The 12,252-nt window shown below is 75.0% G+C and carries 9 protein-coding genes; 4 read left to right on the top strand and 5 right to left on the bottom strand.

What is annotated here, in order from left to right:
* Together BM093_RS13120 and BM093_RS13115 are read right to left on the bottom strand one after the other, a co-directional pair.
* Positions 1-999, bottom strand: a complete 999-nt coding sequence (locus tag BM093_RS13120) for an FAD binding domain-containing protein (protein ID WP_093342213.1) — start codon at positions 997-999, stop codon at positions 1-3.
* Positions 996-1,529, bottom strand: a complete 534-nt coding sequence (locus BM093_RS13115; RefSeq protein WP_093342211.1) for a (2Fe-2S)-binding protein — start codon at positions 1,527-1,529, stop codon at positions 996-998. Before BM093_RS13115 ends, BM093_RS13120 begins: the two co-directional genes overlap by 4 nt.
* Positions 1,530-1,926: 397 nt before the next feature.
* On the opposite strand from BM093_RS13115, the gene BM093_RS13110 reads away from it, so the two are divergent.
* Entirely contained in the window at positions 1,927-2,211 is a 285-nt protein-coding gene (locus BM093_RS13110; RefSeq protein ID WP_093342209.1) for a hypothetical protein, read from the top strand.
* Positions 2,212-2,265: 54 nt separating this feature from the next.
* Positions 2,266-3,228: a polyphosphate kinase 2 gene (ppk2, locus tag BM093_RS13105; RefSeq protein ID WP_245773494.1), complete on the top strand. Its 963-nt coding sequence runs from the start codon at positions 2,266-2,268 to the stop codon at positions 3,226-3,228.
* Positions 3,229-3,256: 28 nt separating this feature from the next.
* On the opposite strand, the gene BM093_RS13100 is transcribed toward ppk2, so the two are convergent.
* On the bottom strand, positions 3,257-6,493 hold the full coding sequence (locus BM093_RS13100; protein ID WP_093342375.1) for an acetyl-CoA carboxylase family protein: 3,237 nt from the start codon (positions 6,491-6,493) through the stop codon (positions 3,257-3,259).
* Complete coding sequence (locus BM093_RS13095) at positions 6,490-8,091, bottom strand: AMP-binding protein (RefSeq protein ID WP_093342206.1); 1,602 nt, start codon at positions 8,089-8,091, stop codon at positions 6,490-6,492. Before BM093_RS13095 ends, BM093_RS13100 begins: the two co-directional genes overlap by 4 nt.
* Positions 8,092-8,136: 45 nt before the next feature.
* Between BM093_RS13095 and BM093_RS13090 the strand changes: the two genes are divergently transcribed.
* The gene (locus BM093_RS13090; protein WP_177238446.1) at positions 8,137-8,757 is read left to right on the top strand and encodes a TetR/AcrR family transcriptional regulator; all 621 of its coding nucleotides are present in this window, start codon (positions 8,137-8,139) and stop codon (positions 8,755-8,757) included.
* On the opposite strand, the gene BM093_RS13085 is transcribed toward BM093_RS13090, so the two are convergent.
* On the bottom strand, positions 8,700-9,590 hold the full coding sequence (locus BM093_RS13085) for a class I SAM-dependent methyltransferase (protein ID WP_177238445.1): 891 nt from the start codon (positions 9,588-9,590) through the stop codon (positions 8,700-8,702). The two genes, BM093_RS13090 and BM093_RS13085, sit on opposite strands and share 58 nt — an antisense overlap.
* Positions 9,591-9,800: 210 nt before the next feature.
* Between BM093_RS13085 and BM093_RS13080 the strand changes: the two genes are divergently transcribed.
* On the top strand, positions 9,801-12,233 hold the full coding sequence (locus BM093_RS13080) for an AfsR/SARP family transcriptional regulator (RefSeq protein WP_177238444.1): 2,433 nt from the start codon (positions 9,801-9,803) through the stop codon (positions 12,231-12,233).
* Positions 12,234-12,252: the final 19 nt, after the last annotated feature.

The following is a 12,252-nucleotide window of genomic DNA, read 5'->3' as shown; positions in this document are numbered from 1 at the left end:
TCAAGCCTCCTGTCGCGCGAGGTCGCGCAGCGTGCCGGCCAGGGTCCGGGTCAGCAGCGGGATCTTGAACGCGTTGCCGCCGTCGACGCCGTCCTGCGGGCGGGCGTCGGCGAGCTCGGCCTGCGCGGCCGCGTGGAACGTCTCGTCGGACGGGGTCGCGCCGCGCAGGGCCTGCTCGGCGCGGTGTGCGCGCCACGGCGTGTGCGCCACGCCGCCGAACGCGATCCGGGCGTCGGTGATGGTGGCGTCGGTGATCTCCAGTGCGGCCGCGACGGAGACCAGTGCGAACGCGTACGACGCGCGGTCGCGGACCTTGCGGTAGTCCGAGCGGGCCGCGACCGGCAGCGGCGGCAGCACGATCGCGGTGATCAGCTCACCGTGCTCGAGCACGGTGTCGCGCTCGGGTGCGTCGCCGGGCAGCCGGTGCAGCTCGCCGAAGGCGAGGGTCCGCTCGCCGTCCGGGCCGAGGACCTCCACCTGCGCGTCCAGCGCGCTCAGCGCGACCGCCATGTCCGACGGGTGGGTGGCGATGCAGTGCTCGGACGCACCGAGGATCGCGTGCTGGCGGGTGGCGCCGCCGATCGCTGCGCACCCGGAGCCGGGGCTGCGCTTGTTGCACGGGGTGGTGACGTCCTGGAAGTACAGGCAGCGGGTGCGCTGCAACGGGTTGCCGCCGGTGGTCGCCATGTTGCGCAGCTGCCCCGACGCCCCGGAGAGCAGCGCCCGGGCCAGCACCGGGTAGTGCCGGCGCACCCGGGGGTCCGCGGCCAGGTCGGCGTTGGCCACGCCCGCGCCGATCCGCAGGCCGCCGCCGTCGTCGCTGATGCCGTTCGGGAGCAGGCCGGTCACGTCGACGAGCAGCCCCGGTTCGGTGACGCCGAGCCGCAGGTGGTCGACGAGGTTGGTGCCGCCCCCGAGGAACGCCGCGTCCGGCCGGGCGGCGACGGCGGCCACCGCCGTCCCGGCGTCGGCCGGGGCCTGGTAGTCGAACGGCCTCACCGGGTCCCCTCCCGCTCCCGCCCGACCCGGGCCACGGCGGCGCGGATGCCCGGGTAGGCGCCGCAGCGGCAGAGGTTGCCGCTCATCCGCTCCGCGATCTCGGCGTCGTCGAGCTCGGGGTCGGCGCCGAGGTCCCCGGTGACGACGCTGGGCCGGCCCCGGGCGAACTCGTCGAGCATGCCGGCCGCCGAGCACACCTGCCCGGGGGTGCAGTAGCCGCACTGGAACGCGTCCTCGTCGATGAAGGCCCGGTGCAGGGGATGGTCCCCGCCGGATCCGGGCGGGCCGGCGGACAGGCCGTCGGCGGTGACGACCTCGGACCCGTCGCGGGTCACCGCCAGCGTCAGACACGCCAGCACCCGCACGCCGTCGACCAGCACGGTGCACGACCCGCACTGGCCGTGGTCACACCCCTTCTTCGGGCTGGTGTTGCCGAGGCGTTGGCGCAGGGCGTCGAGCAGGGAGGTGCGGGGGTCGACGCTCAGCCGGTGCTCGGCCCCGTCGACCCGCAACGTCAGTTCGTGGTCCATGCGCCGCAGCGTTCCCCGGCGCTGCGGGTTCAATCACCGGGCCGGGCCCGTTCCCGAGGGAGCTGGTCGGAGTAGGGCACCGGGTGGTCCTCGCCCTCGTCCAGGAACACCTCGTTGATCGCTGTGCGACGACGTCGTGCTCGTAGGCGGTGATCGGCCGGTCGCCGTTGAGCGCCGCGGCCAGCCGCTCCGGACGCGGGCCGCCGAGCGCGACGTAGGAGGTCCACAGCTGCGGCCAGTCGAGCCCGGTGATCTCCAGCCCCACCTCGAGCGCCCGCCGGGACTCCTCCCGCTGGGCCGGGGTCAGGGCATGTTCGTCGTCCACGCCCCCCGCCTACCCGCCCGGCGCGGTCCCATCCGCAGGTGTGGGCTCCCGTTTCCCGGGAATGCGGACGGCATGAGCACACACGACTCCGACCGGCCGGAGGACCGGAACGTACCGGGTGTCGGCGGATCCGGGTCGACCGATGCCGGGAGCGAGGGACAGTCGGCGCTGCGGCTGCACATCGGCATCTGCGTGGTCGGCGGGCTCCTGTCGGCGTTCGTGACGGTGCTGTTCGCGCTCGTGCTCGGCTCGGTCGCCGGCGCCGTCGTCTTCGGCGTCGTCACGCTGGCCTGTGTCGCGTGGGGTCTCCGGGCCCGGCAGCGGCTGCGCCGGGGCAGGGCGGCGTCGCGGTCCTGACCCGGTCGCGGTTCGGGCAGCCCTGCGCGGGGTAGTGATCCGGCGGAGGTCTGCATGACATCGATCGGACAGGCGGTGCGCGGTTTCCGCGGGCTCCCCGAGATGGCCGGGCGGTCCGAGGGGACGCGCGAGGAGCTGCGGGCGGCCCTGCGCACCGTCGACCTGCTCGACGACCCGCACAGCTGGCAGGTGCTGGAGAGCACCGACGGCGACGCGGCGCTGATCGGCCCGGACGGCGAGGAGGTCGCCACCTGGCTCGAGGACTCCCCGTACCCGGAGCGCATGCCGCGCGCGGAGTACGAGGCGACCAAGCGCGCGCTGCAGATCGAGCTGCTCAAGCTGCAGTCCTGGGTGAAGGACACCGGCCGGCGCGTCGTCATCCTGTTCGAGGGGCGCGACGCCGCCGGCAAGGGCGGCACCATCCAGCGGTTCACCGAACACCTCAACCCGCGCGGCGCCCGGGTCGTGGCGCTGGACAAGCCGAGCAGCGCCGAGCAGGGGCAGTGGTACTTCCAGCGCTACCTGCAGCAGCTGCCGACCGCGGGCGAGATCGTGCTGTTCGACCGCTCCTGGTACACCCGCGCCGTCGTCGAGCGGGTCATGGACTTCTGCACCGACGACGAGTACGAGCGCTTCGTGCGCGAGGTGCCCGGGCTGGAGCGCTCGCTGGTCGACGACGGCATCCACCTGGTGAAGCTGTGGTTCTCGGTGTCGCGCCGCGAGCAGCGGACCCGGTTCGTGATCCGGGTGCTCGACCCGCTGCGGCAGTGGAAGCTCAGCCCGGTCGACCTGGCCAGCCTGGAGCGCTGGGACGACTACACCGCGGCCAAGGAGGCGATGTTCGCCCGCACCGACACCGAGCACGCGCCGTGGACGGTCGTCGACTCCAACGACAAGCGGCGCGGCCGGGTCGAGGCGATGCGCCTGGTGCTGTCCGGGCTGGACTACACCGCGAAGGACGCCGCCGTGGTCGGGGCGCCCGACCCGCTCGTCGTCGGACGCCCCGGCTCCGGCTGACACCCCACCGGGCGGCGCTGCCCCGGTCTCACCGGTCGCGCTGGGCCAGGACCCGGATCAGCACGGCGCGGGTGTCGGCGGGGTCGATCACGTCGTCGATCTCGAACACCGTCGCGACGTGCAGCGCCTTGCCGCGCTCGTAGTAGCCGGCGAGCAGCTCGTCGAAGCGGGCGCGGCGGGCGTCCGGGTCCTCGATCGCCTCGAGCTCGGCGCGGTACCCGAGCCGGACCGCGCCCTCGAGCCCCATCCCGCCGAACTCGGCGGTCGGCCAGCCCACGGTGATCGCCGGCGCGTGCAGCGAGCCGCCGGCCATCGCCATCGCGCCGAGGCCGTAGGCCTTGCGCAGCACCACGGTGCACAGCGGCACGGTGAGCTGCGCGCCGGCCACGAACATCGCGCCGAACCGGCGGACGGTGGCGGTCCGCTCGGCCTCGGGCCCGACCATGAACCCGGGGGTGTCGCACAGCGACACGACCGGGATCCGGTGCGCCTCGCACAGCTGCAGGAACGCGGCGGCCTTGTCGGAGGCGTCGGCGTCGATCGCCCCACCGAGGTGCTCGGGGTTGTTGGCGAGCACCCCCACCGCCCGGCCGTCCAGGCGGGCGAACGCGGTCACCACCCCGACGCCGAACCCGCCGCGCAGCTCCAGCACCGAGCCGGTGTCGAACAGCGTCTCGAGCACCGGGCGCAGCCGGTAGGCGCGCACCCGGTTCTCCGGCACCAGGTGCCGCAGCGTGCGCTGGTCCGCCGCCGCTCCCCCACCCGTTCCGGTACCTTCCTCGGCCGTGCCGGCGCCGACGTAGGACAGCCAGCGACGGGCGTCGGCCACGGCGGCGGCGTCGTCGGGCACCAGCCGGTCGACGACGCCGTTGGCCCACTGCATCTCCATCGGCCCGACGTCGGCGGCGGCGACCCGGCCCAGCCCGCCGCCCTCGATCATCGCCGGGCCGCCCATGCCGAGGCTGCTGCCCTCGGTCGCGATGATCGTGTCGCAGCTGCCGGCCAGCGCCGCGTTGCCGGCGAAGCAGTACCCGGCCACGACCGCCAGCGTCGGGACCCGGCCGTGGAGCTCGGCCAGCAGCCGGAAGGTGGGTACGTCGAGCTGGGCGACCGCCGAGGTGTCGGTGTCGCCGGGCCGCCCTCCCCCGCCCTCGGCGAAGATCACCACGGGGAGCCGGTCCCGGCCGGCGAGCTGCAGCAGTCGGTCGGTCTTCTTGTGGTTGTGCAGTCCCTGGGTCCCGGCGAGCACCGTGTAGTCGTAGGCCAGCACGGCGACCGGGAGGCCGTCGACGGTGCCGGTCCCGGTGAGCAGCCCGTCGGCCGGGGTGCGGGCGACGAGGTCGTCGAAGCCGCGCCGGGCGCGCTGCGCGGCGATCGTCAGGCCGCCGTACTCGACGAAGCTGCCGTCGTCGAGCAGGTCGTCGAGGTTCTCCCGGGCGGTGCGCCGGCCGTTCGCGTGCCGGCGGGCGGTCGCCTCGGGACGGCCGTCGTCGAGCAGCCCGGCGCGCCGGTCGAGCACCTCGGCCAGGTCGGGCCGGATCCGGTCCGGGTCCGCGTCGGCCTCCGGGCCGGCGGCGGCCTCGTCGTCACCGGTGGCGGCCAGGAACGCGACCGGGGACCCGGCCGTGACCGTGTCGCCGACCTTCACCGCAAGGGTGTCGACGACACCGGCCCGGGCGCTGCACACGGCGTGCTGCATCTTCATGGCCTCGACGACGACGAGTTCGGCGCCCGCGGCGACGGTGTCGCCCTCGGCGACCTCGACCGTGACCACGACACCCTGCTGCGGGCTCGCGACCGGCTCGGTGCCCTCGGGCGCGATCGGCACGGCGTTCACCGCGCCTCCGGTCGTGGCCGGCTCGGTGGTGGCCGGCTCGGTCGTGGATGCCGCCGTGTCGGGCAGCGTGACGGTCCGGGGCCGCTCGGCCAGCTCGGCGAGGTGTGCGTCGACGAAGCCGGTGTGCAGGGTGCCGTCGGCGAGCTCGGGGCGCTCCAGCAGCGCCTGCAGCAACGCCAGGTTCGTGGCGACGCCGTCGACGTCGAACCCGGCCAGCGCGCGGGCGGCGCGGGCCGCGGCGGCCGCGGTGCCGGGCCCGCTCGCGACCACCTTGGCCAGCAGCGCGTCGTAGCGCGGGCCGACCGGGTAGCCGGCGTAGCCGTGGGTGTCGACGCGCAGCCCGCGCCCGGTCGGCGGCTGGAACCGGGTCAGCGTCCCCGAGCCGGGCACGACGGTGCCGTCGGCGGTCACGGTCTCGGTGTTGACCCGGGCCTGCACGGCCGCACCCCGCGCCGCGGGGGTCGCACCCAGCTCGAGGTCGGCGAGGCGGGCGCCGCCCGCCACCCGCAGGCCCAGCTCGACCAGGTCGAGCCCGGTGACCTCCTCGGTCACCGTGTGCTCGACCTGGATCCGCGGGTTGACCTCGAGGAAGACGAACTCCTCGCCGGCGAGGAGGAACTCCACGGTCGCCAGGCCCGCGCAGCCACCGGCGATCCGGCGGGCCGCGTCGTGCAGGCCCGCGCGCACGCCGTCGGGCAGCGCCGGGGCCGGCGCGATCTCGACGAGCTTCTGCCTGCGGCGCTGCGCCGAGCAGTCCCGGTCGCCGAGCACGCACACGTCGTGGCCGTCGCCGAGCACCTGCACCTCGACGTGCCGGGCGTCGCGCAGCAGCCGCTCGACGTAGACCCCGGCGTCCCCGAACGCGGCCTGCGCCTCGGCCGCACACCGGCGCAGCGCCTCGTCCAGGTCCTCGGCGCGGGTGACCGGGCGCATCCCGCGCCCGCCGCCCCCGGCCAGCGCCTTGACCATCACCGCGCCGCCGGCCCCGAGCCCGGCGAGGAACTCCCGCGCCGCGGCGAGGTCGGTCGGGCCCGTGGTGCCGGTGAGCACCGGGACACCCACCGCGGCGGCGTGCGCCCGGGCGCGGGACTTGTCGCCGTAGAGCTCGAGCGCCTCGGGGGCCGGGCCGACGAAGGTGATGCCGTGCGCGGCGCAGGCCCGGGCGAGCGCGGGGTTCTCGGACAGGAACCCGTAGCCGGGGTGCAGGGTGTCGCAGCCGGTGCGGACGGCGGCCGCGACGACCTCGTCGACGTCGAGGTAGGCCGCGGCCCCGGCCCCGGGGAGCCGGACCGCCTCGTCGGCGTGCGCGACGTGCGCGCAGCCGGCGTCGTCGTCGGGGTGGACGGCGACGGTGCGGAGGCCCGACGCCGCCGCCGTGTCCATGATCCGTACCGCGATCTCGGCGCGGTTGGCCACCAGCAGGTTCATCGGCTGCTCCGGCGCAGCACGATCCCGGCCGCCTCCCGGTCCCACACACCTGAGTCCACACCGGACTGCCGCAGGACGTGCTTGTGGATCTTCTGGGTGGGCGTCTTCGGCAGCTCGGCCGCGAACTCGACGTAGCGCGGCACCATGAAGTACGGCAGCCGCTCGACGAGGAACCCGGTCAGCTCCGCCGGGTCGATCGTGCGCCCGGCACGGGGCACGACGACCGCCTTGATCTCGTCCTCGGTCAGCTCGGACGGCACGGCGACCACGGCGCTCTCGTAGACGTCCGGGTGCTCGTTGACCACCCGCTCCACCTCGAAGCTGGAGACGTTCTCCCCGCGCCGGCGCAGCGCGTCCTTCATCCGGTCGGAGAAGAAGAAGCGCCCCTGGTCGTCGGTGCGGAACGCGTCCCCGGTGTGCACCCAGCCGTCGACCAGTGTCTCGGCCGTCTTCTCCGGCAGGTTGTGGTACCCGCGCATGACCAGGCGCGGGTCCTCGGGCCGGACCCGCAGCTCACCGACCTGTCCCGGCGCGACCTCGCGGCCGTCGTCGCCGACCAGGCGCAGCTCGAAGCCGTCCCGGGCGAAGCCGCACTCGCCGCCGACCACGCTCTCCGGCGGTCCGTTGAGGACGGCCCCGATCTCGCTCATCCCGTACACCGCGGCGAGGTCGATCCCGAACCGGTCGCGGAAGCCGTCGACGTCGCTGGCCAGCGGGGCCATCACGCCCAGCTCGAGCGGATTGTCGGCGTCGTCCGGGCGGGGCTCGGCCTGCTGGAGCAGTTCGGCCATCGCCCCGAGCATCACGGTGACGGTGATCCCGTGCTCGCGCACCGTCGGCCAGAACCGGCTCACCGAGAACGCCGGCTCCAGCACGCACACCGCCCGGTGGATCAGCGCCTGGTAGACGCCGTACCACTGGCCCGCCAGGTGGAACAGCGGCAGGGTCACCAGGATCCGGTCGCCGGCGACCGGGCGCGCCTGGTCCTCGCGGGAGGCGTAGGTGTAGGCGTGCGCGTGCGAGATCAGCACGCCCTTCGACGGCCCGGTCGTGCCCGAGGTGTACATGTAGGCCATCAGGTCGTCGGCGGCGATCGGCTGCGGCGGCGCCGGGTCCGCGGCGACCACCTCGTCGAAGCCGACCACCCGGAACCGGTCCCGCAGGCCGTCGGCGGCCGCGGTGTCCCCGCGCACGACGACGGTGTGCAGCGCGGTCAGGTCGCCGGCGACGCGGGCGACCCGCTCGGCGTAGGCGTCGTCGCAGACGAGCACCCCGGAGCCCGAGTCGTTGAGCACGTGGGTGAGGAACCCGCCCTTGTACGCGGTGTTGACCGGGACCTCGACGAGCCCGCCGAGGCTCGCGCCGGTCCAGGTGTGCACCGCGTCGAGCGAGTTGTCCATCAGCAGCGCGACCGGCTCCTGCCGGCCGAGGCCGAGCGCGCCGAGCCCGCCGGCGACACGCAACGAGCGCTCGTGACTCCCGGCGAAGGTGTAGCGCCCGTCCGGGCCGATCTGGGCGGTCCCGTCCGGCACCTCGGCGAGCGCACGGTCGTACGCACCGCGCAGCGTCCGGTCCGACACCGGTGGCAGGCCATTCATCGATTCCTCCTCGTCACCCCTGACGACCTGCGCTACTTTACATTTGTGTCAAGCATCGGGTCACGGTCCCTCGACGCCGGGGAGAAGCGGGAACGGCTGCTCGACACCGCCGAGGCGGTGTTCTGCAGGCTCGGGCACGCCGGCACCACGATTGCCGGGCTCGCGACCGCCGCCGGGGTCAGCCGCCCGACCGTCTACGCCTACTTCCCGTCCAAGGACGACGTGTTCCGCGCACTCGCCCGCCGCGTGCGCGACGAGTTCCTCCGGCTGCAGGAGGACGTCGACACCTCGTCCCCGGCCCGGACCGCGGACGACGCGGTGCGCGCCTTCCTCGCCGCCTGGACCCGCCACCAGGGCATCCTCGTCGTGCTCGCCCACCAGGCGCTGGTCGACCCGGCGATGCGCGAGCTGCGCGACGAGATCGTCGCCCGGGTGGAGCGACGCAACACCCGCTTCCTCGAACGCCTGGTCACCGCGGGCCGCGCCGCGCCCGCCGTGCCGCCCGCCGAGATCTCCCGGGCGGTCACCGGCATGGTCGCCCGGGCCGCCGAGCTGGTCGTCGACCACGCCGGGGAGGCCGACCGGCTCGGCGACGGGCTCGTCGCGCTCTACCTGCGGATGGCCGGGATCGCCGACGACCGCCCCGGGGCGGCGGACGGACGCTGACCCGGGAGCGTGCCGGTCCGGCGGCGTGAGGTTCGTGGTCGGCCGGGGCCGAACGGTGCGCGACCGGTGGTGCACACGAACGGGAACCACCAGACCCGCATCCGGGGATCCAGCACCACCTCGTGGAAACGCTGGAGCTGTCCGGCCGTGATGCCCAGCGCGAGCAACCTGGACTCCACCTGCCGGACGTAGTTGCCGTACAGCAGCATCCCGCTGTCACCTCCGCGCACGGTGCGGTGGTGCACGACGGTGTCGATCCCCTCGATCCCGGCGTCCGCCATCACCGTGTCCACGGTTCCCGCCCAGTCGTAGTCGATCCCGGCCGGCTTGCCGACCTGCTCGATGGTGGTCTCGACGACGGTGCGGAAGAGCTCCCCGTCGGCCGCCGACGGGGCGGAGACGACCTGGACGCCGGTGAAGACCTGGTCCCCCACCACCAGCCGGCCGCCGGGTGCGAGCACGTCCACGAGCTCGCGCAGGATCTCCACCCGCCGCTCGAGATGCATCAGGAGCAGGCGGGTGTGGACGAGGTCGAACGTCTCGCGGGTCGGGAGCCCCTCACCGATGTCGTGACGGTGCACGGCCACACCGGCCGGGACGTCGAGGTGGGTGACGTCGATGTCGACGGCGCTGACTTGCTCCGGGGACGACAGGTGCTCGGCCATCCAGCGCGTGATCGACCCACCACCGGCACCGAGGTCCAGGCAGCGGGCACCGGGTTGCGGGGGCGTCGCGGCGAGTACGTGCGTGGTCGGGCCGTCGAGCAGCTGCTCCAGATATTCGAGCTGCCGCCGGCCGAGCTCGCTGCCGGAGTCGAGGACGTAGTCGCCCACCGGTACCCCCTTCGTCCGGGTCGTCGTGCGGATCCGATCACTCCGGGACGCTACGGGCGCCGCTGTCCGTGCACTGTCCTCGTGCGACCGCCGCGGACACCGCGCGGCTTGTTCCCGGTCACCGGGGCGGCGATAATGCGCCGCCGGGGGTGGCGTTACGTGCGGTTCGGTGTCCTGGGGCCCGTCAGTGTCGTCTCACGTGCGGGTCCGGTGCCGGTCTCGGGCCGCCTGCGGACCGGGCTGCTGGCGTTGCTGCTCGCCCGGGCGAACCGGCCGGTGTCGGCCGAGTCGCTGCTCGGCGCGTTCTGGGACGAGGACGGCCCCGCGCACCGGCAGCGGTTGCAGACCAACGTGCACAAGCTCCGGCGCGCGCTCGGCGAGCCGGAACGGCTGGTGTTCGAGGCCGGGAGCTACCGGCTGCTCGTCGAGCCCGGTGAACTCGACGCCGACCGGTTCGAGGCGGGGGCGGCCGCGGCGGCCGGGACCACCGACCCGCGCCGGCGAGCCGAGCTCCTGCGCGAGGCGCTGGGGCTGTGGCGGGGGCGCCCGTTCCACGGGCTCGACCTGCCGGGCCTGGTCGAACCCGCGCAGCGGCTGGGCGAGAGCCGGCGGACGGCCCAGGAGCAGCTCTACGGTGCCGAGATCGAGTGCGGCCGGCACGAGGAGGTGCTCGGCGAGCTCGTCGATCTCGCCGGGCGCCACCCGCTGCGCGAGCGGGTCCAGGCATTGCTGATGACGGCGCTGCACCGGGCCGGGCGCCAGGCCGACGCGCTGGCCGTGTACCGGGACACCCGGCGCGCACTCGTCGACGAGCTCGGGCTGGACCCCGGCCCGGAGCTGCAGGCGGCCGAGTACGCGGTCCTGGCCGGATCGGAGTCCACTGTGCCTGTTTCGTCCACCGCGTCTCCGACGGACGGGCGCGCACCGGAACCCGTCCCGCCGGCGGAGCTGCCCGCGAGCGCCGGCGACATCGTCGGGCGTCGCGCCGAGCTGCACGACCTCGACACGCTCCGGGCGGCCGGCACCCCCACCCCCGTGCTCGTGACCGGCACCGCGGGTGTCGGCAAGTCCGCACTGGTCGTCCACTGGGGACGGACATCTGCGCGGCACTTCCCGGACGGACAGCTCTACGTCGACCTGCAGGGGTTCAGCCCGCAGGACCCGCTGCCGGCCACCGTGGCCCTCGGCCGGTTCCTGCGCTCGCTCGGGGACGACCCGGCGACGCTGCCGGAGGACCTGTCCGAGCGGGCGGGCCGGTTCCGGACCCGCTGCGCGGGCCGGCGGCTGCTGGTCGTGCTCGACAACGCGGCGACCGCCGAGCAGGTCCGCCCGCTGCTGCCGGGCAGCGCGTCCTGTCTCGTGGTCGTCACCAGCCGCAACCGGCTCGACGGCCTGGTGGCCCGGGACGGGGCCCGGCGCCTCGAGCTCGGCCGGCTGTCCGACGCGGACGCCCGTGCGCTGGTCGCGGCACACGTGGACACCGGCACCCTGGGCCCGGAGCAGGTGGGTGAGCTGGTCGGCCGCTGCGCCGGGCTGCCGCTGGCGCTGCGGGTCGCTGCGGCGCGGCTGGCCGAGTCCGGCGACCCCGGGCCGCTGCTCGACGCGCTCGCCGGGGCCGACGGTCCGCTCGACGCCCTCGACACCGCCGACGACCACAGCTCGGTGCGCAGCGTGCTGTCCTGGTCCTACCGCCGTCTGCCGGCCGAGGCCGCCCGGCTGTACCGGCTGTGCGGGAACCGGTGTGAGCACGCCGAGCACCACATCGACGTCGAGGGCGCGGTGGCGCTGCTGGGCACGCCCGACTCCCGCGCGGCACGCCGGCTGCTCGACGAGCTCGTCCGCAGCGGGGTGCTGGAAGAGGTTCGCACCGGGCGCTACCGGATGCACGAGCTGTTGCGGGCGCACGCGGTCGAGGTCGCCACCGGGTCCCCCGAGGACACCACCGGCCTGCTGCGGCTCCTCGCCCAGTACCTGCAGACGGCGACGGCGGCCTCGTCGTTCCTCCAGCCCCGGGAGACTCCGCTGCTCTCGGCGGACCTTCCCGAGATGCGCGCCGAGCGACCGGCCGACCGGGCGACGGCGCTGCGGTGGCTCGACACCCATCGCGGCAACCTCATGTGTTCCGCGGAGTTCGCCGCGGCGCACCAGCGGCCCGAGCTGGTCGTCGACATCTCGACCACGGTGTGGCCCTACCTCGACCGTGACGGTCACCTCGACGAGGCGCGGCACCTGCACACCCTCGCCCGGGACGCCGCCCGAACGCTCGGCCACGAGCCGGCCGAGGGCATCGCGCTGCGCGCGCTCGGCCTGCTCGAGCTCGGGGCGGAGCGCGACCAGGAGGCCGTGACCCTCCTGCAGACCGCGCTCGGCCTGCATCCGGCCGGCAGCCGGCATCCGGATGGGCAGGCCCTGCACACCACCACCAAACTCTGCCTGGCCGCGGCGCACGTGCCGCTCGGCCGGGTCGGCGACGCGCTGCGGCTGGCGCGCGAGGCCGAGCCCGAGCTGGCCCGGACGCCGGCCGCCGCGGCGGCGCTGCGGCACCTCACCCGGCTGCTGCACCGGCACGGGCACGCGGACGAGGCGCGGCACTACCGGCGGTTGACCCCGGCCCCGGCCGTCGCGGCGGTCGGCCCGTCCTGAGCTCGCCCGCGGCGTCGAC

Origin of the sequence: Pseudonocardia ammonioxydans (assembly GCF_900115005.1) — a bacterium.
Taxonomy (GTDB): domain Bacteria; phylum Actinomycetota; class Actinomycetes; order Mycobacteriales; family Pseudonocardiaceae; genus Pseudonocardia; species Pseudonocardia ammonioxydans.
The sequence above is the reverse complement of the archived record's forward strand: the minus strand, read 5'-3'. Positions and strand labels throughout refer to the sequence as shown.

Bases quoted from the DNA above. Each gene is read 5' to 3' on its own strand.
- BM093_RS13115 (WP_093342211.1), bottom strand. From the start codon at position 1,529: ATGGACCACGAACTGACGTTGCGGGTCGACGGGGCCGAGCACCGGCTG.
- BM093_RS13110 (WP_093342209.1), top strand. From the start codon at position 1,927: ATGAGCACACACGACTCCGACCGGCCGGAGGACCGGAACGTACCGGGT.
- ppk2 (WP_245773494.1), top strand. From the start codon at position 2,266: ATGACATCGATCGGACAGGCGGTGCGCGGTTTCCGCGGGCTCCCCGAG.
- BM093_RS13100 (WP_093342375.1), bottom strand. From the start codon at position 6,493: ATGAACCTGCTGGTGGCCAACCGCGCCGAGATCGCGGTACGGATCATG.
- BM093_RS13095 (WP_093342206.1), bottom strand. From the start codon at position 8,091: ATGAATGGCCTGCCACCGGTGTCGGACCGGACGCTGCGCGGTGCGTAC.